This is a genomic window from Ruegeria meonggei (assembly GCF_042768335.1).
In the GTDB taxonomy this organism is placed as follows: Bacteria; Pseudomonadota; Alphaproteobacteria; order Rhodobacterales; family Rhodobacteraceae; genus Ruegeria; species Ruegeria meonggei.
The window spans coordinates 2,823,535-2,846,181 of record NZ_JAXHBT010000001.1; the positions used below are offsets into that span (position 1 = coordinate 2,823,535).

The window sequence follows — 22,647 nt, forward strand, 5'->3', positions numbered from 1 at the left end:
CCATCTGGCAAGTTCCTATCTCTGCCCCTACTGTCGCACCCATGACCTGGATTGACCGCGCCCTGCTGTTTTCAACGTTGGATTACGCCGCTGTAGTGCTGCTGTTATGCGCCTGGCAGTGGATCGGCTGGCGGATCGAGCATCCATCGCCGGACAGGCAGTCTGTGTCGATGATGATGGACGATTTCCGCCGTTGCTGGATGCAGGAAATGGTCACACGGCAGCCCCGGATGTTCGACGCACAGGTTGTTGCGGCGATGCGGCAGGGCAGCACGTTCTTTGCCTCAACCACGATGATCGCCATTGGGGGCGGGCTTGCGCTGTTGGGCAATACCGAACGGCTGGCCGGGGTGGCCAGCGATCTGGCCATCGGCAGCGCCCCGGCACTGGTGTGGGAGATCAAGATCCTGGTTGTCATCCTGTTCCTGGCCAATGCGTTTCTGAAATATGTCTGGGCGCATCGCCTGTTTGGCTATTGCGCCGTCATCATGGCTGCGGTCCCAAACGATCCTGACGATCCGCTGGCCTATCCGCGCGCGGCGCAGGCGGCGGAAATCAGTGTCACAGCCGCGCGCAGCTTTAACCGGGGCCTGCGGGGCACCTATTTCGCACTGGCGTCGCTGGCGTGGATACTGGGGCCAATTGCTTTGATTTTGGGAGCACTAATCACCCTTGGCGTATTGTACAGACGCGAGTTTGCCTCGCAATCACGGTCGATCCTGTTGACCCTTCCACCCAACACAGAGACGTGATCCCCATGCATCCACCCTGCTTCTATATTCGCGCTATGCGATATCTGATTCTCAGCGCCCTTCTGGCCACACCCGCCTTTGCCGACCCTTCCGTGATCGAGAACGTATCGGCCCGTCAGACTGGTGAGACATGGCGATTCGACGTGACCATCCGGCACCCGGATACCGGTTGGGATCACTACGCGGACGGATGGCGGGTTTTGGATATGAACGGGCAGGAACTGGGGATGCGGGTGCTGCATCACCCGCATGAGACCGAACAGCCCTTCACCCGCTCGCTTGGCGGCGTTGTTATCCCTGACGGGGTAAGCCAAGTGCAGATACAGGCCCGGTGCAATGTCGATGGTTGGAATGCCGACGCCACGCTGGTCCCGCTGAACTGAACCTCAGAACACACCCAGGCTAAGGCCTGCGGCCAGCGCCGCACCGATCTCGCGGCAACGATCCAATTCTTCTTTTGCGATAGTCTTTTCGGCCAGAATGGCCTGCTGGGTCTGCGCGTGCGTACACAGGATCAGCGGCGGCTGAACCTCTTTTAGCCGCCAGCCGGTGGCGATACGGGCGGTCTGACGCGCGGCGTTTTCGCCATCTGATCCGGCACAGACCATCTGGGCATAGGGGCGGCCTTCGATCTGCCCCAGCACCGGGTAATAGCATCGGTCAAAGAATTCTTTCATCAGACCCGAAATCGCCGCCAGATTCTCAGGTGCACAAAAGATGTAACCATCGGCGCGCAGCAAATCTTCGGGCCCTGCCTGATCGGCGGGTTTCAGGATGGTTTCGGCCTCATCCCGTGCAGCGTCTGCCGCAGCCTCGGCCATTTGCCGGGCTCCGCCGGTACGCGAGTGGTAAACGATCAGAAGCTGCGCCATATCAGACCCGGTGATAGGGACCGCCCGACAGGATGGTTGCGGCCCGGTAAAGTTGCTCGGCCAACATCACACGAACCAGCATATGCGGCCAAACCATCGACCCGAAGGAGATGGAAAAATCAGCCTCGGCCCGCAATTCAGGGTTTATTCCGTCGGCCCCGCCAATGATCAGCACCAGATCTTGCCGCCCCGCATCGCGCCAGCCGCCCAGTTTGTTGGCAAAATCTGGTGAGGTCATCACCCGCCCGCGTTCGTCCAGCGTGCAGATCACCGCGCCCTTCGGCAGCGCCTTCCGCAGCAACGCGGCCTCGGCCCCCATCCCAGCGTTTTTCTTGTCCTCAACCTCGATCAAGCGGGCAGGCCCAAGGCCCAAGCCACGCCCGGTCCGGTCGAAACGGGTCAGGTAGTCGTCAAGCAGGGTCTTCTCCGGTCCGGCGCGCAATCGCCCGACCGCAACTATGCTGATACGCATGTCTCTCTCGTCTCCGGCCTTTCAATACAGGCCGGGATAGCGCCTCAGTTCGCCGAGGCGCTGCCGCCCTGGGGCAACCACATCTTTTCCAGCTGATAGAATTCACGCACTTCGGGGCGGAAGATATGGACGATCACGTCGCCCGTATCGATCAGCACCCAATCGCCGGCATCCTTGCCTTCGACCTTTGAGGTGAAACCGAATTCCTGCTTGATGCGATCCGTCAGTTTTTCCGCCATGGCCGAGACCTGTCGGGTCGAACGACCCGAGGCAATGACCATGTGATCCGCGACGGACGACTTGCCCTGCAGGTTAATCTGCACGACGTCTTCGGCCTTGTCATCGGAAAGTGAGGAAAGGATACGCTCAAGCAGCTTGTCGCTGATTGACTGAGAGTGGGCCATCATCTTGGCCCCTTCATCGGCAGGCAAACCCGCCTGGGTATGTAGAGACAGGACATAGTCCTCCTTTGTTGCGCGCCGTGAAACCCCGGCGCAGAGGTACTAATAAGGTAGCAAGGGGAATGCAACATTTCAATGAAGGGCCGCGTAGGCGGGCGCACGGCGGCTCACTCTTTGGCGACCTGTTGCGCAGCTGCGTCGTCGGATAGCAGCCGAACTTCGCGCTGGGGGAAGGGGATTGAGATGCCCTGATCCTTGAACGCATCCCACAGCGCAAGGTAGACATTGCCCCGGATATTGGTCAGCCCCTTGGTCGGGTCGCTAATCCAGAAACGTAGCAAATAGTCCACACTGCTGTCACCAAAGCCGGTGATATGGCAGACCGGTTCATGGCCACTTCCGCTTAGCACGCGCGGGACAGTTTTCACCGTATCTTTGGCCGTTGCGCGCACTTTATGCGGATCGTCGTCATAGCTGGTGCCAAACTCCAGATCCAAACGCACAAACCGGTCCGAATGCGACCAGTTCACCACCTGATTGGTGATCAAGTCCTCATTTGGGATCAGGTATTCGCGCCCGTCGCGCGTCACCACCGACACATAGCGCGCACCCAGCGCGTTGATCCATCCGAACGTATCGCCCAGCGAGATCACATCGCCCGGTTTGATTGACCGGTCCATCAGGATGATGATCCCTGAAATCAGGTTGGACACCACCTTTTGCAGGCCAAACCCGATCCCCACGCCAATTGCCCCCGACAATAGCGCAATGCCGGTCAGATCGAACCCCAACGTGCGAATGGCAGCCAGAAAGACGGCACCATACAACAGCACCTGAATTCCTTTGGACAACAGAACCTGCATGGACGGGGTGATGTCATCGTTGTTTTGCAGCCCCCGTTCAGCAGCGCGGGTGCCAATGCGCGCCAAAGTCAGCAAGACACCAATCAGCAAAATCGCCTTGAGGATACCCAGTGCCGAGATATGCAGATCGCCAATCGAAATCGCCACCCCGTCCAGAAAACCAGCCACATCGTCGGTCAGATTCAGCGCAATCAGCGTTGCATAGACCCACATTGCCCATTTGAATATCCGCCGCAGCGTCCGGTTGCGCACCAACCGGGCCACCAGCGCGATAGCCAGCCAGGCGGCGGCCAGCGTCGCGACCACTCCGATAATATAGCTGCGTGAGGGCCAGGTGATCTGCTGCATCACCGTATACAGCGCCCAGGAAATCAGCACGAAATAGACCAGGGTCAGGCGCTGCTTCAGCTGAATCAACGTGCGCAGTCGCCATTTTGGCCATCCGATGCGGGCGCGGGCCCAGGCGTCCCACCGGGTTTGCGTCGTCAGTTTCAGCACAACGGCAAGTGCCCACAGACCCAGAATAATCACAAGCTGGTACTGCCGCCAGCCCGGCGTGACGACCAATTCGGCAAGGTTCTCAAATTGTACGGTAAAGCCCGCGACCATGGTGTCATAAAGGTCAGCCAGCGAACTGGGGATCAGGTCTTGGTTCATGCAGGTCTCCTGACCCGCAGCTTGAACAGCGTTTTGTTGTGATGCAAGCCTGATGCCGGATTGAACCTTGATTGACGGCAAGGCCCGATATATCTGGTGCGCATGAGACTCAACTTGGCCCCTGCTCCGACACTGCAAGACCGCACGCGCCTGCGTGAACGGTTCTTTGGGGCCGCCCGCACGGTTCTGGCCTGCCTATAGGCGGCACCCAGCCACTCGCCAGCTATTTCTCATTACATACGGGAGAGGACCAATGTCCCCCAAAACACTCTATGACAAGATCTGGGATGCCCATGTCGCGCACGAAGCCGATGATGGCACCTGTTTGCTGTATATCGACCGCCATCTGGTTCACGAAGTAACCAGCCCGCAGGCCTTCGAAGGGCTGCGCATGGCCGGCCGCCCGGTGCGAGCACCGGAAAAGACCATTGCGGTACCGGACCACAACGTTCCGACCACCGCCGATCGTGTGAACGGGATCGAAAACCCCGAATCACGCATTCAGGTCGAAGCGCTGGACAAAAACGCCAAGGATTTTGGCATTCACTATTATCCAGTTCATGACGTGCGTCAGGGCATCGTCCACATTGTCGGCCCGGAACAGGGATGGACCCTTCCCGGTATGACCGTGGTTTGCGGCGACAGCCACACCGCAACGCACGGTGCCTTTGGCGCGCTGGCCCATGGCATTGGTACGTCCGAGGTTGAGCACGTTCTGGCCACGCAGACCCTGATCCAGAAGAAATCCAAGAACATGAAGGTCGAGATCACCGGCAAATTGCAGCCGGGCGTGACCGCCAAGGATATCACTCTTGCTGTGATTGGCGAGACCGGGACCGCCGGGGGCACCGGCTATGTGATCGAATATTGCGGTGAAGCGATTCGCGATTTGTCGATGGAAGGCCGCATGACCGTCTGCAACATGGCGATCGAAGGCGGCGCGCGCGCCGGTCTCATTGCTCCGGATGAAACCACCTATGACTACGTCAAAGGCCGCCCACACGCCCCGAAGGGCGCGCAGTGGGAAGCTGCCTTGAACTGGTGGAAAACGCTCTATACCGACGATGACGCACATTTCGACAAGGTCATCACCCTGCGCGGCGAAGACATCGCCCCTGTAGTCACCTGGGGCACCAGCCCCGAGGACGTGCTGCCGATCACCGCAACCGTGCCACACCCCGAAGACTTTGAGGGCGGCAAGGTCGACGCGGCCCGCCGGTCCATCGAGTATATGGGACTGGAAGCTGGTCAGAAACTCAGCGATGTCGAAGTCGACACCGTCTTTATCGGCTCGTGCACCAATGGTCGGATCGAAGACCTGCGCGCCGCAGCCGAGATTTTGAAGGGCAAGAAGGTCAAGGACGGTATGCGGGCGATGGTTGTGCCCGGCTCGGGCCTTGTTCGCGCACAGGCCGAGGAAGAAGGTCTGGCGGAGATTTTCAAAGAGGCCGGGTTTGAATGGCGTCTGGCGGGATGTTCGATGTGCCTGGCCATGAACCCCGATCAGTTGCAGCCGGGCGAGCGCTGTGCCGCAACCTCGAACCGCAATTTTGAAGGCCGTCAGGGCCGCGGTGGACGCACCCATCTGCTGAGCCCGGCCATGGCTGCCGCTGCGGCAATCACTGGACGGCTGACAGACGTCCGTGAATTGATGTAAGAAGCTCTCATATCTAGATATTTGAGGGATTGAAGACATGAGTGACTGGATCAAATGGCTCCTGCTGGGGCTTCTGTCCATAGTGTTCGGCATTTTCGTGCTGGGCGCGCCGGCGGTGGCGTCGATTGCGGTGACAGTGGTGACCGGCATATTGCTGCTGGTTTCCGGCGCATTGCAGGTTGTTGGCGGGTTTACAGTAGAAGGCACCGGCAACAAGGCTCTGTCGCTCATTATGGGTGCGGTGATGCTGTTTCTGGGCTGGTCCTTTCTGGATCACCCGCTGCAGGGCACCGTTACGCTGGCCACGGTCTGCCTGATCCTGTTCATGGCAGGCGGCATTGCCCGGGTAATCCTGTCGTTCCAAATGAAGGGAACGCAGTATTTCTGGGCCACGCTGATTTCCGGCATCATGTCGATTGTTCTGGCGATCATCATCTGGCGGTTCGCCGCCACTGATCCGGCCGTGCTGCTGCAACTGCTGGGGATTCTGCTGGGCATCGAGATGCTGTTCAACGGACTCGGGTTGGTCTTCATGGCGTTCTTCATCAAAGACGCACCCAAAGGCGAAACAAACGAAGCGAAAGAAGCTTAACAGCGGGACTTGGGCGCGGCCCTCTCCTGCAGGAGTGTAGACATGGAAAAGTTTGAAAAAGTCCACGGGGTGGCCGCCCCAATGCCTCTGATCAATATCGACACCGATATGATCATTCCGAAAGTGCATCTGAAAACCATCAAACGGTCCGGCCTTGGCGTCGTCCTGTTTGATGAGATGCGTTATCACGACCATGGTGGGGAGAACGAAGAATTTGTTCTCAACAAGCCCGCCTATCGCGCCACCGAGATTCTGGTTGCCGGCGACAATTTCGGCTGCGGCTCGTCGCGAGAACACGCGCCCTGGGCAATCAAGGATTTCGGCATCAAGGTTGTGATCTCGACTAGCTTTGCCGACATCTTCTTTAACAACTGCTTCAAGAACGGCATCCTGCCCATCGTAGTCGAAGAAGAACATCATGCCGTACTGATGGAAGATGCGCATAAGGGCGAAAACGCTCGCATGACCGTGCATCTGGAAGATCAGCAGATCACCACGTCCGACGGCATTGTGATCGCATTCGAAGTCGACCCCCACCGCAAGCACTGCCTGCTGAATGGTTTGGACGATATCGGCCTGACGATGGAAAAAGACCATCACATCGACAAGTTCGAAGACCACGCGAGTCAAGCCCGCCCCTGGGTATGATTCTGGGGACGAATCTGTGGACACTCAACTTTATGGGATCGCCAAGGCGGTCCCATTCGCATTCTTGGGGTTGAAATCAAGTCCGCCACAACATCTAGGTCTCAATTCGATACACACGTCGCGTTTGCGTCAAAAATGATGCAATCGCGCACCAGTTGCGCCATCATTTTGCCCGAAATGACATGTTATCTGCACCTCGGCTTGAGCGAAATGCCGCTTATCGTCAATGTTGGTGGAGACAGGCACCCACCAGACAAAAACGTTGGTGAGATTTGGCATCTGCTGTGACGGAACACGGCAGGCACAAGTTGGAATGAAGTCGGCGAAGAATCGACTAATCCAGTGTGAAAGGGTTCGGATAGTGATTGCACGCACAACAGGGGCGGCAATTCGGGGAATATTGGTCGCGCTCATGGTGCTGACCCCCGCGTTGTACTTGCCCGTATCGTCAACGAATGGCACCGAGATTGTTGTCTTTCTCGCGATTCTAGCCTTTTTTCTGACCTTTGCCGAATACAACTCGGCCTTTCCCAGCTTTATCGAATTCCGGGACGCACCGCCGGTGAACCGCCTGCGTTTCGTCGGCCTGATGTCGATGGTCACTTTTCTGACGCTGATCTGCAAAAATGCCTATGCGCCGACTGATTTGACCACCTCTGCCTATGCAATCGGTCTGGGTGTCGCCAACGTCGTCGACTTCCCTTATTCGCCCGTGCGCCTGATCGTCCTGATGCTGCCCGCGGATGCCAGCTCGCCCCTGCTCGAGCTGGTTCGCATATCCGCAAGTGTCGCCTACGTGGCCGCGTTGGTCACCATCGGCAGCTTTGCCTATGCCGTGAAGCTGAAAGGCTGGCCGACCGGTAACGGCGCATTCAACGTCTGGACCAATCTGCCGCTGTTCGACCCGACCAAAGGCGGTGACGTGGTCACCCGCTTGCAGCGCGACGGACGTCTGAACATCTCGATCGGGGTATTGCTGCCATTCCTGATCCCGGCTCTGATCAAAATGCTGACCGATTTTGCCAATCCGATCTCGCTGAGCAACCCTCAGACCCTGATCTGGACAATGAGCGCCTGGGCCTTCCTGCCAGCCAGCATGATCATGCGCGGCATGGCAACGTTGCGCATCGCGGGCCTGATCGTCGAAAAGCGCCGCGCCTATTCCACAGCCGAGTCCACACAGGCAGCATGATCCGCACCCTTATTCTGCTGCTGCTGCCGATGATGGCGCAGGCAGAAACGGTGCGCATAGCCACGTACAACACCGAGCTTGGTCGCAAAGGTCCAGGGCTGCTGCTGCGCGATATCCAACGCGGCGAACCGCAGGTGCAAGCGGTGGTGGATGTGCTGGTCGCGACACAGCCGGATATCGTGACCCTTCAGGGCATCGACTGGGATTTGCGGGGCCAGGCCCTCAGCGCGCTGGCAGACGAATTGCGCTCTGCAGGGTTGGATTACCCCTATCATTTTGCGCCCCAACCAAATGCGGGGCGAGAAACACCCTTCGATCTGAATGGCGATGGACGCACGGCCGGCCCCGCCGACGCGCAAGGCTGGGGACGTTTCACCGGTCAGGGTGGGCTTGCAGTCTTGTCGCGGTTCGCCATCGATACAGACACGGCGCAGGACTTTACCGACTTGCTGTGGCGCGACCTGCCCGGGGCGCAACTGCCGCAGACCGAGACCGGGCCCTTTCCCTCGGAGGCGGCGCAAGAAATTCAGCGCCTGTCTTCGATGGCCCATTGGGTCGTGCCGGTGAACACTCCGATTGGACCGCTGGAGTTGATGACGTTTCACGCCGCGCCGCCGGTCTTTGACGGGCCAGAGGATCGCAACGGATTGCGCAACCGCGACGAAATCCGACTGTGGTCCGTGCTGCTGAACGGTGAGTTGGGGCGCAGGCCCGAAGGGGCCTTTGTGGTCGCCGGAGACGCCAATCAGGATCCCACACTGGGCGAGGGCCGCAAAGAGGCGATACACGGCCTATTGGCTGATCGCCGCTTGCAGGACCCAAAACCCCGTGACCCTTCGGGGGCACTGACCACGGTAGAATGGAAAGCCGTGGGGCAATTGCGTGTCGATTACATCCTGCCCTCAGCCGATCTGCGCGTGACGGGGTCTGGCGTGTTCTGGCCCGCAGACGGCACACTACTGCGGGAGGCCGCCGTAACGGCCAGCCGGCACCGATTGATCTGGGTCGATATCGCCGCGCCATAGCAGTTGTCAGGCCTGCGCCAGCACCGACGGCCGCGCGGTTGGGTCTGGTATCGCATGACGCAGCGCGACATCCGGTTCCGTGGGCTCAAACCCTGCGACCAACTGATCAAAGAACGTCCCATCCAGGCTGTTTGGCAGGTTCCAAAGATACCGCATCTCCAGCAGAAACGGCGCCATGCGCCAGAACGGGCGGGCCAGCCAAAGGGGCCACCAGCGCATCTGCTTTAGCCGCACGGTGTCACCGGTCACGCGCGACAGGGCCTGTGCCAGCTCGGAACCAGTCAGGGTGTAGCCCGTATAGGGCACGTCGCAGAACCGCGGCAGGCTGCCCCGCTGCTCGGCCAGCGCCACGGCTGCGCGGGCAAGATCCGGCAAGTATGCCCAGGCGTGGGAAACATCCGGTCGGCCCGGATAGACCAGTTCGCCGCGCGCAAGACCTTTGGTCAGAATCATATCGAACCAATTGCCCGACGCCGTGGTATCAATAAAGTCCCCGGCCCTCAGAATGATCGTTCTGACCGAAGATTTGCGATAGGCCTCCTCCATCTCAATTCGAATCCGCCCCAAAGGGTTTTGGGCCATGTGCGGCGTGGCACCTGACCAGGGACCGGGCATCTGCGCCCCAAACACATAGACGTTTCCGGGAATAATCACAGTCGCTCCGGTGTCTGCGGCCACCGCAATAACCTCGCCATGCAGCCTGGGCACAAGGCGGGCCCAGTCCGGATAGGGTGGGTTCCAGGCATTCACGATCACGTCGACGCCATCGGCCTGCTGTCGCAAGTCCTGAGTCTGTCGATCAAAGCTGCGCACCGACCAGCCTGCAACGCGGAATGCCTCGGCTGCATTGCGGCCGAACCGGCCAGTCGCGCCCAAGATAAGAACGTTCTTTGTCATGGTCACCTCCTGTTTCCCCTTCAGTTTGGGCCATTCAGTTCATTCAGGGAATTGCCGAAAAGCACAGAACGTGTATTCATTTTTGAATGGACAAATCTCTAACCCATTCTGACTGGTCGTTGATTCAGAGCTTTCTGGCCGTGGCTGAAACCGGCTCATTATCTGCGGCGGCGCGGCGACTGGATCGCAGCCAGCCGACGCTGGGCCGCCAGATTCATGCGCTTGAGGACGAGCTTGGCGTGTCTCTGTTCGACCGCCATGCGCGCGGCCTCAAGCTGAGCGATGTTGGCGCGCAATTGTTGCCGATGGCCCAGCAGATGCACCTGGCCATGAATACGTTCAGTTTGACCGCCGCCGGTCAATCGCAACAACTGGAAGGCTCGGTGCGCATCACGGCCTCGGTCTTTGCCTCGCACCATCTATTGCCCGCGATCCTGGCGCATATCCGGGTGGAAGAACCCGCCATACAGCTGGATCTGGTCGCCACGGATGCCACCGAAAACCTGCTGTACCGCGAGGCCGACATTGCCGTGCGCATGTACCGACCGGAACAGGTGGACCTCATCTCGCGTTATCTGGGGGACGTACCGTTGTGTTTCTGCGCCGCACGATCCTATCTGGACCGCGTCGGCAGGCCTGAAAAACCCGAAGATCTGTTTGATCACGATCTGGTCGGGTTCGACGCCAATGAACAGATCATCACCAAAATGCAGGAAAAGGGCTGGCCCGCGAACCGGGGCAGCTTTGCCACCCGCTGCGATTTGCAAAGCGCCTATTGGGAGCTGATCCGCGCCGGATGCGGCATCGGGTTCAGCCAGGTGCAGGTCGCCGAAGCTGATCCGCTGGTCGAAGTGCTGCCATTGGACGTTGCGATCCCCGTGCTTCCGGTTTGGCTGGCCGCGCCACAGGCGATGCGCCAGACACCGCGAATCCGCCGCGTCTGGGACTTGCTGGCCGAGGGGCTAAGGTCCGGTCTGAAAGCGTAATCACCGCCGCAGGCGGCCTGCAGGGCACAGAAACCCGATTTCCCGCACTGTTCCGACGTTTAAGCCTGTTCGTCTCATTGACCCGATGCAGCACAGGCGCTAGGGCCTTTTCGACGAAACGCAAGGAGATCCTTCATGTCCAACCCCTCGCTCCTCATCCTGCCCGGAGACGGAATTGGCCCCGAAGTCATGGCCGAAGTACGCAGAATCATCACTTGGTTCGGTGCGAACCGAGGCCTGGAATTCGACGTGAGCGAGGATCTGGTCGGCGGTGCCGCGTATGACGCCCATGGCAAGCCCCTGTCGGACGAGACCATGGTCAAGGCGCAAGAGGCAGACGCGGTATTGCTGGGCGCTGTAGGCGGCCCGAAATACGACGATCTGGACTTCAGCCTCAAGCCCGAACGCGGTTTGCTGCGCCTGCGCAAAGAGATGGACCTGTATTCCAACCTGCGCCCGGCACAATGCTTTGACGCGCTGGCGGACTTCTCTTCGCTAAAGAAAGACATCGTCGCTGGCCTCGACATCATGATCGTCCGCGAGTTGACCTCGGGCGTCTATTTCGGCGAGCCCCGCGGAATTTTTGAAGAAGGCAATGAACGTGTGGGCATCAACACCCAGCGTTATACCGAATCCGAGATCGAACGCGCCGCGCGGTCGGCCTTTGAACTGGCGATGCGCCGGAACAAAAAGGTCTGCTCGATGGAGAAGGCCAACGTGATGGAATCCGGCATCCTGTGGCGCGAGGTCGTCGACCGTGTGGCCAAGGAATACCCCGAGGTCGAGCTGTCGCACATGTATGCCGACAATGGTGCGATGCAGTTGGTGCGCGCGCCCAAACAGTTCGACGTCATCGTGACCGATAACCTGTTTGGCGATATCCTGTCGGACTGTGCCGCGATGTTGACCGGTTCACTGGGCATGCTGCCCTCGGCGTCTCTGGGTGCACCGATGGCCAATGGCCGCCCCAAGGCGATGTACGAACCGGTCCATGGATCGGCCCCGGATATCGCGGGTCAGGGCAAGGCCAACCCGATCGCCTGTATCCTCAGCTTTGCCATGGCGCTGCGCTATAGCTTTGATCAAGGTGACGAGGCTGGTCGTCTGGAAGCCGCGATTGAAAAAGTTCTGGCCGATGGTGTCCGCACCGGTGACCTGCTGGCCGACGAAGGGGTTCAGCCGGTTTCCACCACCGAAATGGGCGACGCTATTCTTGCCGCTTTGGACGAAAGCCTCTGATCTAGGTCCATATTCGAAAAAAAGGCGGCGCACTGGGCGCCGCCTTTCTCTTTTGCTTCTCAGTTTCCGAAGATATTCTTCAATAGATTGTTTATCGTATCTTCGAAGCCTTTGCCCTTACGGCGCTGTTGTTGCGGTTGTGCTGTCCGAACAGGCGGGTCCGGGGCCAACATTGGCAGCGGTGTCGGGGTCATCCCCTCGGTCACGCGCACCATCGTCTCTCTCCAGATTTCCGCAGGCAGGCCCCCGCCGGTCACACCCGACAGGGGCGTGTTGTCGTCATAGCCCATCCAGACGCCCGTCACGTAATCCGCCGTGAACCCGATGAACCAGGCATCCCGCGCGGCCTGCGTCGTGCCGGTCTTGCCCGCCACTTGCCATCCGGGCAGCTTGGCGCGCCCGCCAGTACCCTCAGAGACTACACGCTCCATCATCCAGGTCAGTTGCTTGGCAGCTTTGTCGTTGATCACCCGTTCGCCGATGCCCGTTGTGGTCACCATCATGGGCGCGCTGTCGCCCAGAAGTTTCAGCTCGGACAGGCCATAGGGTTCAACGGATGAGCCCCCGTTCAGGATACCGGCGTAAGCGCCGGTCATCTCGATCAAAGTGCTTTCTGACGCGCCCAATGCCAGTGCGGGTCCTTCGGCCAAATTGCTTTCAATACCAAACTCGCTGGCAACGGTGCGGACATTGTCCAGCCCTGAGATTTCGGCCACTTTCACCGCCGGAATGTTCAGCGAGTTTTTCAGCGCGTCGGCCAGTGAGACGCGCCCATAGTATTTATTCGTGTAGTTCTTGGGGCACCATTGGCCCGATCCAGCGATGTTCCAACACGTCGGCTCATCCATCACCGTATCCAGCGGCGAATAGCCCAGCTCCAGCGCCGTGGCATAGACGAAGGGCTTAAAGGATGACCCGGTCTGACGCAGCGCCTGTGTGGCGCGGTTAAACGCCCCCGACACCCGCGTCTTGCGCCCGCCGACCATGGCCCGCACGGCTCCGTCTGCTGACATCACCACAATCGCGGCCTGCGCTTTCGATCCTTCGCGCACCTTTTCCTCAAAGATGTATTTCAGCGCCTCTTCTGCCGATTTCTGCAAGCGCTGATCCAGCGTGGTGCGGATCACAACGTCATCGGTGGTGTCGGTGCCAAAGAAACTGGGCAGCTCGGTGATGACCCAATCAGCGAAATAACCGCCAGCGCGCGCTGCGGCGGCCTCGGACAGCTGAGCCGGATTGCTGCGCGCCTTGCTGGCCTGTGAGGCAGTCAGGTACTCCTGCGCCTCCATCAGCCCAATCACCAGTTGGGCCCGATCCTGCGACCGTTGCAGGTTGTTTGTGGGCGCGTATCGCGTGGGCGCAACAAGCAAACCAGCCAGCATCGCAGCCTGAGATGGGTTCACTTCTGCCGCTGAAATCCCGAAATAGCGCTGACTGGCGGCTTCGAACCCGCGAGCGCCAGAGCCCAGAAAGGCGCGGTTCAGGTAGATGGTCAGAACTTCATCCTTGGAGTATTTGACCTCCATCGCCATCGCATAGACCGCTTCCTTGGCCTTGCGCCACAGCGATCCCTGACGGCAATCGGATTCGTAGGCTTTCTCAGACTCCCATTCGCTGGGCACATAAGGCACACCCAAACACAGCAGTTTGGCCGTCTGCTGGGTGATGGTCGACCCGCCATGGCCTGACAGCGGCCCGCGCCCCTCGCTCAGGTTGATGCGCACCGCGCTGGCAACACCCCGGGGGCTGACACCGAAGTGACGGTAGAATCGCTTGTCTTCGGTCGCGACAACGGCGTTCTTCAGATAGGGCGACACGGTGTCGGCAGTAATTACCCCGCCAAACTGATCACCGCGCCAGGCAAAGACCTTGCCGTTGCGATCCAACAGGGTCACCGACCCGCGCGCCCGACCGTCCAGCAACGCGTCCACATCGGGTAGCGAGGTGTAGACAATCCCGACCGCCAGCGCCAGCAACAGCGCCGCAATCGCTCCGACACGCCAGGTCACGCCCCAGATCAACCGCCAGACCCAACGGAACAACCGGCGGAAAAATCCGCCGCCGCCGCCGGACTTCTTGCGTGTTTTCTTGCGGGTGGTGCGCCGCGTCGTCGTCTTGCGCGCCGTCGCTTTCTTGCCCGCGGGCTTTGCAGCCCGCTTGGTCGCCGTGGGTTTGCGCCCTTTCGACGGGTATCTCTTGTCCGCGACAAGCGGAGCCTTGCGGCGCCTGGACTCAGTCATGCTCAAACTCTGCCCGTTATCGTTTTGGGGCACCATACCCTGCCATACCCGCGAAGTAGAGGTATGAAATTCCGGAAGGCAGCCTCCTCAACACGCCTATAATTTAATCAAACAGCAGATTCTGTGCAAAAAATGTGCACCTTGCCTGTATTTTCCCCGGCGATTTACCCGCAACACCGTTCCTAACAGCGTTCAGGCGCGTTCTTTTTCTGCAGGTGCAAACAAACCGGACAGACCGGGGAAGCAGAGGGGATTAACGTGAAACTGATCATTGCGACAATCAAGCCGTTCAAGCTCGAGGAGGTGCGCGAAGCACTGACCGAAGCGGGCGTTCGCGGCATGATGGTGACCGAAATCAAGGGCTTCGGCTCGCAATCGGGTCACACCGAGATTTATCGCGGCGCAGAATACGCTGTGAACTTTGTACCCAAGATCAAACTGGAGATCGTGGTGCCCGCCACGATGGGCGACCAGATCGTAGAAACCATCACCAAATCCGCCAAGACCGGCAAGATCGGCGACGGCAAGATTTTCGTCCTTGATGTCGAGCAGGCCCTGCGCGTGCGGACCGGGGAAACGAACGAAGAGGCGCTGTAAGCGCCCCCACTCAACACTATTCGAGGACTGACAATGAACCTGATGAAATCTCTCATCCCTGCCGCCGCGATCGTCGCGCTGCCGCAGATGGGCCTAGCGCAGGAGGCCGCCACCGGCGAAGCCGCCCTGCACACACAATACATCTTCACCACGCTGCTGTTTCTGATGGCAGGGTTCCTGGTGTTTTTCATGGCCGCCGGCTTTGCCATGCTCGAAGGCGGGCTGGTGCGGTCGAAAAACGTGGCCATGCAGATGATCAAGAACGTGGCGCTGTTTTCCTTTGCCGCGATCATGTACTGGCTGATCGGCTTCAACCTGATGTACCCCGGCGACGGCTGGACCATCGCGGGGTGGGTTGGACCGTTCTTCAAAACCACGGTCCTGGATCCGGTGGGCGTGGGTGCTGACGCCGCGGCATTGGATTATGCTTCGGTTGGTTCGGACTTCTTCTTCCAGCTCGTGTTTGTGGCCGCAACCGCGTCGATCGTATCGGGTGCTGTAGCTGAACGTATCAAGCTGTGGCCCTTCCTGGTTTTCGTGATTGTTCTGACCGGCGTCATGTACCCGATCTCTGGCTCGTGGCAGTGGGGCGGTGGCTGGTTGTCCGAGGCTGGTTTCTCGGATTTTGCTGGCTCGACCATCGTGCATTCGGTTGGCGGCTGGGCGGCTCTGGCAGGTGCCCTGATCCTGGGTCCGCGGATTGGCAAGTACAAAGACGGCAAGGTTCATCCGATGCCTGGTTCGAACCTGGCGCTGGCCACTTTGGGGACATTCATCCTGTGGCTGGGGTGGTTCGGTTTCAACGGCGGGTCGCAGCTGGCGATGGGCACCGTGGGTGACGTATCCGACGTGTCGCGCATCTTTGCCAACACCAACATGGCCGCAGCCGCAGGTGCAGTGGCAGCCCTGATCCTGACACAGCTGCTGTACAAAAAACCTGACCTGACCATGGTGCTAAACGGCGCGCTGGCCGGCCTGGTGTCGATCACTGCGGAGCCGCTGGCCCCGACCCTGTTCGGCGCGCTGTGGATCGGTGCCGTTGGCGGTGTCATCGTGGTCTTTGCGGTTCCGATGCTGGACAAGTTCAAGATCGACGACGTGGTTGGTGCCATCCCGGTTCACCTGTTCGCCGGGATCTGGGGCACCGTCGCCGTGATTTTTTACGGCGAAGCCAGCCTGGGTATGCAGCTGCTGGGTATCCTCGCCTACGGTCTGTTCACCTTTGTCGGCGCTTTGACCCTGTGGTCGATCCTGAAGGCCACCGTCGGCATTCGCGTCAGCGAAGAGGATGAGATCAACGGCCTGGACATGGCTGAACTGGGCATGGAAGCGTACCCAGAGTTCTCAAAGGGCTGATATCCAACCCAAACCAACAAAAAACCCGGGCGGTTTCGCCCGGGTTTCTTTTTTTCCGCAGATTTAAACTCCGACGTCGACAATCGCCTTGGCCAGAATCGGAACCGTGTTGGCATTCAGCCCGGCAATGTTCAGACGGCTGTCGCCGACCATATAGATGCCGTGATCAGCGCGCAGTTGTTCTACCAGTTCCGGGGCTGCGCCAAGGCGCGAGAACATGCCGCGATGTTGCGCGACAAACCCGAACCGGTCCGAGCCGCTGTGGCGTTGGAGCTCATCAGCCAGCTGTTGCCGCAAGCCCAGCATCGACAGGCGGATCTCCTCCAGCTCAGCCTCCCAGTCGGCCCGCAGGGTGGGGTCGGTCAGAATCGTAGTCACCACGCGTGCGCCGTGATCGGGCGGGAAGGAATAGTTCTGGCGGTTCAAAAACGCCAATGTGCTCTGATTCAGGGCAGTCTGCGCCGCATCATCACTGATCGCCATCAGTAGACCGGTGCGTTCGCGGTAAACGCCGAAATTCTTGGAACAGGACGCCGCGATCAGACAGCGTTTGACCGATGAGGCCACCAAACGGGTCGCCTGCGCATCCTCTTCCAGACCATCGCCAAAGCCCTGATAGGCAATGTCGATCATCGCCACCAGGCCAAGTTCGTTGATGATGTTCACGATCTCTTGCCACTGCACCAGGTTCAGGTTGGCACCTGTTGGGTTGTGGCAACAGCCATGCAACAGCACAACGTCGCCCGCCTTGGCGGTTTTCAGGTCGGCGATCATACCGTCGAAATCAACGCCGCGGGTTTCGCCGTCGAAGTAGCGATACTGGACCGTCTCCATCCCCAGATAGTTCAGGATCGACAGGTGGTTCGGCCAGGTCGGGTTCGACACAAACACACGCGCCGAGGGGTTGGCCATGCGGATCATCTCAAACGCCTGGCGGCAGGCCCCGGTGCCGCCGGGGGTTGCCACGGCGGCGATGTTGCCGCGCGGAACGGATGTGCCAAGGATCAGGTCGATCATCGCATCCGCATAGGCCGGATCACCGGCCAGACCGGTATAGGCCTTGCTCTGCTGCTCTTCCAAAATGCGCTTTTCGGCTGCTTTCACCGCGCGCATGACCGGGGTGATCCCGTCGGCATTCTTGTAGACGCCCACACCCAGATCGATCTTCTGATCGCGGGGATCTTCACGGTACGCCTGCATCAGCGCCAGAATCTTGTCGGCGGGTTGCGGTTTCAGGTTTTCGAACATCAGTTCTCTCCGGTAGCGACGGGCAGGGTTGGGAAGGCACCCCATTCAGCCCAGGAGCCGTCATAAAGCGAATGATCTTTCTTGCCGATGCGCTCAAGCGCCAGGCTGAGGATCGCGGCAGTCACGCCCGACCCGCACGAGGTGATCGCCGGTTTCGACAGATCGACACCTGCGGCCTCGAAGATGGCGCGGCATTCGTCGGGCGATTTCATCGTGTGGTTTTTGTTCAGCAATGTGCCAAAGGGCACATTGCTGGATCCGGGGATGCGGCCCGAACGCAGGCCTTCGCGCGGCTCGGGGTCTGTCCCTACGAACCGGCCCGCCGCGCGCGCGTCGATGATTTCGTGATCGCCCAGTTTCGCAGCCGCGGAAACCTGGGTAACATCGCGGACAAGATGGTTCTGAACCCGCACGGTCATGTGCCGATCACGGATCACGGGGGGCAGATCCTCAACCTCGCGCCCCTCAGACTGCCATTTCGGAAATCCACCGTCCAACACGGCGATGTTGTCCTGTCCCATCAGGCGGAACATCCACCAAACCCGCGCGGCAGAGGACAGGCCCGATCCGTCATAAACAACAACCTGATGGCCATCGCCCACGCCCATCGCCCGCAGGCGCGACATAAACTTCTCGACCGGAGGTGCCATATGCGGCAGGTCCGACCGGTGATCGGCAATGTCATCGATATCAAAGAACCGCGCACCGGGGATATGACCTGCGTCATATTCAGCCTTCGCGTCGCGCCCGTGCTGCGGCAAGTACCACGACCCATCCAGAACCCGCAGGTCCGGATCCTTGAGATGGGCGGCAAGCCATTCAGTGGAAACGAGGGTTTTCGGATCGTCCTTCATCAAAGCCTCCCCTAAGCGCGCTTGGGTTTTCCCTATACGCGGCTGGATTTGGGTTCAAGTCTGGATGGGGGCAATTACAATCAACAGCCGGACATAGTTCCACTATGATCAAAGAAAAATCGGGGCCGAAAATGCCAAAAGCAGTATATGTTTACAAATTGCGCAAATCCGTGCCACTGCTTGGGGATGCTGACCGGGCAAGTTTAACAGACATGCTGCGCGGCCGCGTGGCATCTGTCATAGAATACCACAGGAAGACCGGTTGCTCGTTGGAGAAGGCGCGACGCCTCGAACCAATCGGTCAGGCTGCTTTGACGAATTACCACAAGATCACAGGAGCAACGCTTGAGCACCCGGACGAGATTTGGTGCACGAGACGTTCGGATTTTGACAGCCTTTGCCCGCAATGCAGCAAACCCTTTCGTACCGCGGAGGCTAATCTATGCGCGGAATGCGGATTCACTTTGCCTTTAGGCGAGGTCGCCGGACCACTATGAGGCAGCGCCGGACCAGGCTTAGGCGTCAAGCTGTGCATAATGGTGCATGTTCAGAAACGCCGCGCCTTCAGGTCCAGCGCGGTATCCGTGCGGCAGGTCGGCGGCAAAGCGCAGCCCCTGCCCGGCCTGTAACGGCACCCACTCGCCGTCGCGCAGAATTTCTAATGCGCCGGTCAGGATGAACACTTCTTCGGTTACGCCTGTGGCATGGGCGGCGGACTCGTGGCTCTGGTTCGGGGCGAGGTTAACGTGAAAGGTCTCGGCCCCAAGCGCAGGGTCAAACGGAAAGACGATCTTGACCTCGATACTGCCGGGAAAGGTCACCGTGCGAAACACATCCGGCGTTGCGGTATCACGCAGGGCAGACGATCCGATCAGCGCGCTCAGCGGCAGTTGAAACCCTTTGGCGATCTTCCACAGCGTCGCAATGGTCGGGCTGGATTCGCCCCGTTCGATCTGGCCCAGCATGGCTTTGCTGACGCCGGTCATCTCAGCCACTTTGGACAGGCTCAGCCCCGAGGCCGCCCGCACATCCCGTAGTTTCAGCGTTATGTCGTCCGGTGCCATGGTCCCACCTTGCAAATCCTCTTGTGCGTTATAGCGCACATGTGATACGTGCGCTATAACGCACAAACCCGAAGATATGCAACCCGAGGCAAAAGGGAAACAGCATCATGCCATTGTACCGATCCAGAACCTCAACCCATGGCCGCAACATGGCCGGTGCCCGCGGCCTGTGGCGTGCCACCGGTATGGGTGACGACGATTTCGGCAAGCCGATCATCGCCATCGTCAACTCGTTCACCCAGTTCGTGCCAGGCCACGTGCACCTGAAGGATCTGGGCCAGATGGTCGCCCGCGAGGTCGAAGCCGCAGGCGGTGTCGCCAAAGAGTTCAACACCATCGCGGTGGATGACGGCATTGCCATGGGTCATGACGGAATGCTGTATTCCCTGCCCTCGCGTGAGGTGATCGCGGATTCGGTGGAATACATGGTCAACGCGCACTGTGCTGATGCGATGGTTTGCATCTCGAACTGCGACAAGATTACCCCCGGAATGCTGATGGCCGCGATGCGCCTGAACATTCCGGCCATCTTTGTCTCGGGCGGGCCGATGGAGGCGGGCAAGATCGACATCGCCGATCTGGACGCCAAAAAGATCGACCTGGTAGATGCGATGGTGGCCGCTGCTGATGACAAGTTCACCGATGAGCAGGTCCAGCATATCGAAGAAAACGCCTGCCCCACTTGTGGCTCGTGTTCAGGCATGTTCACTGCCAATTCGATGAACTGTCTGGCCGAGGCGCTGGGTCTGGCACTGCCGGGCAACGGCTCAACCCTGGCCACGCATTCGGATCGGAAAGAGCTGTTTCTTGAAGCCGGTCGCCGGATCGTCGAGATTACCAAACGCCACTACGACCTAAACGAAAAAGGTTTTCTGCCACGAGAGATCGCCACGTTTGAAGCGTTCGAGAACGCGATGAGCCTGGATATCGCAATGGGCGGGTCCACCAATACGGTACTGCACCTGCTGGCCATCGCCCACGAGGGTGAGGTTGATTTCACCATGACCGATATGGACCGCCTCAGCCGGAAAGTGCCTTGCCTGTGCAAGGTCGCGCCCAATACCGAGAATGTTCACATGGAAGACGTCCACCGTGCTGGTGGCATCTTCTCGATCCTGGGTGAACTCAGCCGCGCGGGGCTGTTTCACAATGAATGCAGCACCGTACATTCCGGAACGATTGGCGAGGCAATTGCCAATTGGGACATCAAGGTAGCCAACAACCCCAAGGCACAGGACCTGTTCAAGGCCGCGCCGGGCGGTGTCCGCACCACGCAGGCCTTCAGCCAGTCGAACCGGTACAAAGACTTGGACATCGACCGCGAAGGCGGCGTGATCCGGTCCAAAGAACACGCGTTCAGCCAGGATGGTGGTCTGGCCGTGCTGTTCGGCAATATCGCCCGCGACGGCTGTATCGTGAAAACCGCAGGGGTCGATGCCAACAGCCTGACCTTCACCGGATCGGCCTATGTCTGCGAAAGCCAGGATCAGGCCGTCAACGATATCCTGACCGGCAAGGTTCAGGCCGGCGACGTGGTGGTGATCCGCTATGAAGGTCCGCGCGGTGGGCCGGGGATGCAGGAAATGCTGTACCCGACGTCTTACCTGAAATCCAAAGGTCTGGGAAAAGCCTGCGCTTTGCTGACGGACGGACGGTTCTCAGGTGGAACCTCCGGCCTGTCGATCGGCCACGTCTCACCCGAAGCAGCCGAAGGCGGTGTGATCGGGTTGGTGCGTCAGGGTGACCGGATCGAGATCGACATCCCGAACCGCTCGATCCATCTGGCCGTATCTGACGAAGAATTGGCGGCACGCCGCGCAGAGCAAGACGAAAAAGGCTGGGTACCCGCTGCACCGCGCAAGCGCAAAGTGTCTACGGCGCTCAAGGCCTATGCCAAGCTGACAACCAGCGCGGCAAAAGGGGCAGTACGCGAGGTCTGATCATACCCAACCCCTCCCGCCCCCGAAACGCACCATCTGCTGCGCAGATGCCACGTTCGGCCTTGGGCCCGGCGCCGCGCTTTGCGCGGCGCCGGGCCCAACCATAGGAGATGTCTCGTTTGAGACAGCGAGGATGGGCGGGAGTGGCTGTTGTGTGTCTTAGTCGCCGAGTTTAGCCTGGACCTCGTCCAGATCGATCTCGCCAATTGGCATCTTGTTCCCCGGATTCTCGAAATCGTATTTAAACAGCTCAAAATCCTGTTTGTAGATTTCGTACACAAGATGCATCGACAGATCGTCGAAATAATCCTCGACCGGATGGGCGCGTTTAGGGCCATGACCTTCGGATTCGTTGAAGCGCGGAATCTCGGTCAGGTTGACCGCGTGCTGCGTCTGAAGGCTGTCCAGAACGCCCTGCATCCCGTCATTGAATTTCTCGGTCCAGAAAATCCGATCATACCGACCACCGTTGACAATGAAGGTCGACACATGGCCTGACATCGCCGACCAGTGAATGTCGGGATCCATCGGCCTGCGCCAGCGGATCGTATCGCGCGCAAACAACAAAAACCGCCGAAAGCTGGCAATCTGGTCGAATTCGCCCCTGCCATCGTCCCCGCCCACATCAATCCCATAATTATAGATCAGTGTTGGTACCAGATTGCCGCGATAGCGTTTGCCGTTGCGCTGAATGCCGCAAATCTTGTCGAAGAACGAACTGAGGATCCGCGTGTACGGGTTGCGCACGCAGGTAAACGTAAAAGATGCATGATCACGGACATTGTTCGAGATTTTGCCCTGACTGCCGTCAAAGGCCCATTTGTGCATCCCGTCCTTGGCGTCGTGAATGTCGCCCTCGAAGAACTGTCCATGGTCCGAATAATACATGATCTGCCCGATGGTCGAGCAGGCACATTTTGGCACAACACGGTACACCATGCTTTCACTTTCGGTCATCCATGTGCCGGGAAAACCCATCTGCTGTGCCTCCTTACCGGTCGGTACTTAATAAACACGCCTGCTTTTGTACCCAAAGAACCAAAAATATTCTGTTTATTCAATCGCTCATCCTCAGTATCACGGATGGAAACGAGC

24 protein-coding genes are annotated in these 22,647 nt (G+C 59.3%); 13 read left to right on the forward strand and 11 right to left on the reverse strand.

The features are described 5' to 3' along the window. The first annotated feature begins 41 nt into the window (after window positions 1-41). Together SJY13_RS13970 and SJY13_RS13975 are read left to right on the forward strand one after the other, a co-directional pair. Window positions 42-752: a DUF599 domain-containing protein gene (locus tag SJY13_RS13970; protein WP_377191577.1), complete on the forward strand. Its 711-nt coding sequence runs from the start codon at window positions 42-44 to the stop codon at window positions 750-752. A 35-nt stretch (window positions 753-787) separates the two neighbouring features. Beyond that, window positions 788-1,135, forward strand: a complete 348-nt coding sequence (locus SJY13_RS13975; protein WP_377191579.1) for a hypothetical protein — start codon at window positions 788-790, stop codon at window positions 1,133-1,135. A gap of 3 nt (window positions 1,136-1,138) precedes the next feature. Here the strand turns inward: SJY13_RS13975 and SJY13_RS13980 are convergent, their stop codons facing one another. The 4 genes from SJY13_RS13980 to SJY13_RS13995 form a co-directional block, all read right to left on the reverse strand. Then, window positions 1,139-1,624: a flavodoxin family protein gene (locus SJY13_RS13980; protein WP_377191581.1), complete on the reverse strand. Its 486-nt coding sequence runs from the start codon at window positions 1,622-1,624 to the stop codon at window positions 1,139-1,141. 1 nt (window position 1,625) lies between these two features. Then, window positions 1,626-2,096: a 23S rRNA (pseudouridine(1915)-N(3))-methyltransferase RlmH gene (gene rlmH / locus SJY13_RS13985; RefSeq protein ID WP_377191583.1), complete on the reverse strand. Its 471-nt coding sequence runs from the start codon at window positions 2,094-2,096 to the stop codon at window positions 1,626-1,628. 44 nt (window positions 2,097-2,140) lie between these two features. Further along, window positions 2,141-2,503, reverse strand: a complete 363-nt coding sequence (gene rsfS / locus SJY13_RS13990) for a ribosome silencing factor (protein ID WP_050605604.1) — start codon at window positions 2,501-2,503, stop codon at window positions 2,141-2,143. A 161-nt stretch (window positions 2,504-2,664) separates the two neighbouring features. After that, entirely contained in the window at window positions 2,665-4,017 is a 1,353-nt protein-coding gene (locus tag SJY13_RS13995) for a mechanosensitive ion channel family protein (RefSeq protein WP_085823533.1), read from the reverse strand. A gap of 253 nt (window positions 4,018-4,270) precedes the next feature. Here SJY13_RS13995 and leuC point away from each other — a divergent pair, with 253 nt between their 5' ends. The 3 genes from leuC to leuD are packed head-to-tail and all read left to right on the forward strand — an operon-like array spanning window position 4,271 to window position 6,914. Then, entirely contained in the window at window positions 4,271-5,674 is a 1,404-nt protein-coding gene (gene leuC, locus SJY13_RS14000; protein ID WP_377191585.1) for a 3-isopropylmalate dehydratase large subunit, read from the forward strand. A gap of 37 nt (window positions 5,675-5,711) precedes the next feature. After that, window positions 5,712-6,266, forward strand: coding sequence for an HdeD family acid-resistance protein (locus tag SJY13_RS14005; protein ID WP_085823530.1), 555 nt, complete (start codon window positions 5,712-5,714; stop codon window positions 6,264-6,266). Between the two features lie 42 nt (window positions 6,267-6,308). Next, entirely contained in the window at window positions 6,309-6,914 is a 606-nt protein-coding gene (gene leuD, locus SJY13_RS14010) for a 3-isopropylmalate dehydratase small subunit (RefSeq protein WP_377191587.1), read from the forward strand. 129 nt (window positions 6,915-7,043) lie between these two features. Here leuD and SJY13_RS14015 read toward each other — a convergent pair whose 3' ends face one another. Next, window positions 7,044-7,328, reverse strand: a complete 285-nt coding sequence (locus SJY13_RS14015) for a hypothetical protein (RefSeq protein WP_200818593.1) — start codon at window positions 7,326-7,328, stop codon at window positions 7,044-7,046. On the opposite strand from SJY13_RS14015, the gene SJY13_RS14020 reads away from it, so the two are divergent. Beyond that, window positions 7,327-8,106, forward strand: a complete 780-nt coding sequence (locus SJY13_RS14020; RefSeq protein ID WP_377191589.1) for a hypothetical protein — start codon at window positions 7,327-7,329, stop codon at window positions 8,104-8,106. The two genes, SJY13_RS14015 and SJY13_RS14020, sit on opposite strands and share 2 nt — an antisense overlap. Beyond that, complete coding sequence (locus SJY13_RS14025) at window positions 8,103-9,131, forward strand: endonuclease/exonuclease/phosphatase family protein (protein WP_377191591.1); 1,029 nt, start codon at window positions 8,103-8,105, stop codon at window positions 9,129-9,131. Before SJY13_RS14020 ends, SJY13_RS14025 begins: the two co-directional genes overlap by 4 nt. 6 nt (window positions 9,132-9,137) lie before the next feature. On the opposite strand, the gene SJY13_RS14030 is transcribed toward SJY13_RS14025, so the two are convergent. Next, on the reverse strand, window positions 9,138-10,028 hold the full coding sequence (locus SJY13_RS14030) for an epimerase (protein ID WP_377191593.1): 891 nt from the start codon (window positions 10,026-10,028) through the stop codon (window positions 9,138-9,140). Window positions 10,029-10,114: 86 nt separating this feature from the next. On the opposite strand from SJY13_RS14030, the gene SJY13_RS14035 reads away from it, so the two are divergent. Together SJY13_RS14035 and leuB are read left to right on the forward strand one after the other, a co-directional pair. Next, window positions 10,115-11,014 (forward strand): LysR family transcriptional regulator, encoded by a 900-nt coding sequence (locus tag SJY13_RS14035; RefSeq protein ID WP_377191595.1) that lies wholly within the window; start codon window positions 10,115-10,117, stop codon window positions 11,012-11,014. A gap of 135 nt (window positions 11,015-11,149) precedes the next feature. Then, window positions 11,150-12,253 carry a 3-isopropylmalate dehydrogenase gene (gene leuB / locus SJY13_RS14040; protein ID WP_377191597.1) on the forward strand — a complete coding sequence of 368 codons (1,104 nt, stop codon included), beginning with the start codon at window positions 11,150-11,152 and terminating at the stop codon, window positions 12,251-12,253. A 59-nt stretch (window positions 12,254-12,312) separates the two neighbouring features. Here leuB and SJY13_RS14045 read toward each other — a convergent pair whose 3' ends face one another. After that, entirely contained in the window at window positions 12,313-14,493 is a 2,181-nt protein-coding gene (locus tag SJY13_RS14045) for a transglycosylase domain-containing protein (RefSeq protein ID WP_377191599.1), read from the reverse strand. 258 nt (window positions 14,494-14,751) lie between these two features. On the opposite strand from SJY13_RS14045, the gene SJY13_RS14050 reads away from it, so the two are divergent. Further along, window positions 14,752-15,090: a P-II family nitrogen regulator gene (locus SJY13_RS14050; RefSeq protein ID WP_377191601.1), complete on the forward strand. Its 339-nt coding sequence runs from the start codon at window positions 14,752-14,754 to the stop codon at window positions 15,088-15,090. Between the two features lie 33 nt (window positions 15,091-15,123). After that, window positions 15,124-16,446 (forward strand): ammonium transporter, encoded by a 1,323-nt coding sequence (locus SJY13_RS14055; RefSeq protein ID WP_377191603.1) that lies wholly within the window; start codon window positions 15,124-15,126, stop codon window positions 16,444-16,446. Window positions 16,447-16,509: 63 nt separating this feature from the next. Here the strand turns inward: SJY13_RS14055 and SJY13_RS14060 are convergent, their stop codons facing one another. Both SJY13_RS14060 and sseA read right to left on the reverse strand, forming a co-directional pair. After that, entirely contained in the window at window positions 16,510-17,694 is a 1,185-nt protein-coding gene (locus SJY13_RS14060; RefSeq protein ID WP_377191605.1) for an amino acid aminotransferase, read from the reverse strand. Continuing rightward, entirely contained in the window at window positions 17,694-18,548 is an 855-nt protein-coding gene (sseA, locus tag SJY13_RS14065) for a 3-mercaptopyruvate sulfurtransferase (RefSeq protein WP_377191607.1), read from the reverse strand. Before sseA ends, SJY13_RS14060 begins: the two co-directional genes overlap by 1 nt. Before the next feature lie 104 nt (window positions 18,549-18,652). Here sseA and SJY13_RS14070 point away from each other — a divergent pair, with 104 nt between their 5' ends. Next, window positions 18,653-19,045, forward strand: coding sequence for a hypothetical protein (locus tag SJY13_RS14070; protein ID WP_377191609.1), 393 nt, complete (start codon window positions 18,653-18,655; stop codon window positions 19,043-19,045). Between the two features lie 18 nt (window positions 19,046-19,063). Here SJY13_RS14070 and SJY13_RS14075 read toward each other — a convergent pair whose 3' ends face one another. Beyond that, window positions 19,064-19,612, reverse strand: coding sequence for a helix-turn-helix domain-containing protein (locus SJY13_RS14075; protein WP_377191611.1), 549 nt, complete (start codon window positions 19,610-19,612; stop codon window positions 19,064-19,066). A gap of 107 nt (window positions 19,613-19,719) precedes the next feature. Here SJY13_RS14075 and ilvD point away from each other — a divergent pair, with 107 nt between their 5' ends. Further along, window positions 19,720-21,552, forward strand: coding sequence for a dihydroxy-acid dehydratase (gene ilvD, locus SJY13_RS14080; RefSeq protein WP_377191613.1), 1,833 nt, complete (start codon window positions 19,720-19,722; stop codon window positions 21,550-21,552). Between the two features lie 159 nt (window positions 21,553-21,711). Here ilvD and SJY13_RS14085 read toward each other — a convergent pair whose 3' ends face one another. Further along, window positions 21,712-22,530 (reverse strand): sulfotransferase family protein, encoded by an 819-nt coding sequence (locus tag SJY13_RS14085; RefSeq protein WP_085823515.1) that lies wholly within the window; start codon window positions 22,528-22,530, stop codon window positions 21,712-21,714. Between the last annotated feature and the right edge of the window lie 117 nt (window positions 22,531-22,647).

Bases quoted from the DNA above. Each gene is read 5' to 3' on its own strand.
- SJY13_RS13970 (WP_377191577.1), top strand. From the start codon at position 42: ATGACCTGGATTGACCGCGCCCTGCTGTTTTCAACGTTGGATTACGCC.
- ilvD (WP_377191613.1), top strand. From the start codon at position 19,720: ATGCCATTGTACCGATCCAGAACCTCAACCCATGGCCGCAACATGGCC.
- SJY13_RS14035 (WP_377191595.1), top strand. From the start codon at position 10,115: ATGGACAAATCTCTAACCCATTCTGACTGGTCGTTGATTCAGAGCTTT.
- SJY13_RS14060 (WP_377191605.1), bottom strand. From the start codon at position 17,694: ATGTTCGAAAACCTGAAACCGCAACCCGCCGACAAGATTCTGGCGCTG.
- SJY13_RS14025 (WP_377191591.1), top strand. From the start codon at position 8,103: ATGATCCGCACCCTTATTCTGCTGCTGCTGCCGATGATGGCGCAGGCA.
- SJY13_RS14075 (WP_377191611.1), bottom strand. From the start codon at position 19,612: ATGGCACCGGACGACATAACGCTGAAACTACGGGATGTGCGGGCGGCC.
- leuB (WP_377191597.1), top strand. From the start codon at position 11,150: ATGTCCAACCCCTCGCTCCTCATCCTGCCCGGAGACGGAATTGGCCCC.
- SJY13_RS14015 (WP_200818593.1), bottom strand. From the start codon at position 7,328: ATGAGCGCGACCAATATTCCCCGAATTGCCGCCCCTGTTGTGCGTGCA.
- SJY13_RS14085 (WP_085823515.1), bottom strand. From the start codon at position 22,530: ATGGGTTTTCCCGGCACATGGATGACCGAAAGTGAAAGCATGGTGTAC.
- SJY13_RS13975 (WP_377191579.1), top strand. From the start codon at position 788: ATGCGATATCTGATTCTCAGCGCCCTTCTGGCCACACCCGCCTTTGCC.
- leuD (WP_377191587.1), top strand. From the start codon at position 6,309: ATGGAAAAGTTTGAAAAAGTCCACGGGGTGGCCGCCCCAATGCCTCTG.
- SJY13_RS14005 (WP_085823530.1), top strand. From the start codon at position 5,712: ATGAGTGACTGGATCAAATGGCTCCTGCTGGGGCTTCTGTCCATAGTG.
- sseA (WP_377191607.1), bottom strand. From the start codon at position 18,548: ATGAAGGACGATCCGAAAACCCTCGTTTCCACTGAATGGCTTGCCGCC.
- SJY13_RS13995 (WP_085823533.1), bottom strand. From the start codon at position 4,017: ATGAACCAAGACCTGATCCCCAGTTCGCTGGCTGACCTTTATGACACC.
- SJY13_RS14055 (WP_377191603.1), top strand. From the start codon at position 15,124: ATGAACCTGATGAAATCTCTCATCCCTGCCGCCGCGATCGTCGCGCTG.
- rlmH (WP_377191583.1), bottom strand. From the start codon at position 2,096: ATGCGTATCAGCATAGTTGCGGTCGGGCGATTGCGCGCCGGACCGGAG.
- SJY13_RS14070 (WP_377191609.1), top strand. From the start codon at position 18,653: ATGATCAAAGAAAAATCGGGGCCGAAAATGCCAAAAGCAGTATATGTT.
- rsfS (WP_050605604.1), bottom strand. From the start codon at position 2,503: ATGATGGCCCACTCTCAGTCAATCAGCGACAAGCTGCTTGAGCGTATC.
- SJY13_RS13980 (WP_377191581.1), bottom strand. From the start codon at position 1,624: ATGGCGCAGCTTCTGATCGTTTACCACTCGCGTACCGGCGGAGCCCGG.
- SJY13_RS14020 (WP_377191589.1), top strand. From the start codon at position 7,327: ATGGTGCTGACCCCCGCGTTGTACTTGCCCGTATCGTCAACGAATGGC.
- SJY13_RS14045 (WP_377191599.1), bottom strand. From the start codon at position 14,493: ATGACTGAGTCCAGGCGCCGCAAGGCTCCGCTTGTCGCGGACAAGAGA.
- SJY13_RS14030 (WP_377191593.1), bottom strand. From the start codon at position 10,028: ATGACAAAGAACGTTCTTATCTTGGGCGCGACTGGCCGGTTCGGCCGC.
- leuC (WP_377191585.1), top strand. From the start codon at position 4,271: ATGTCCCCCAAAACACTCTATGACAAGATCTGGGATGCCCATGTCGCG.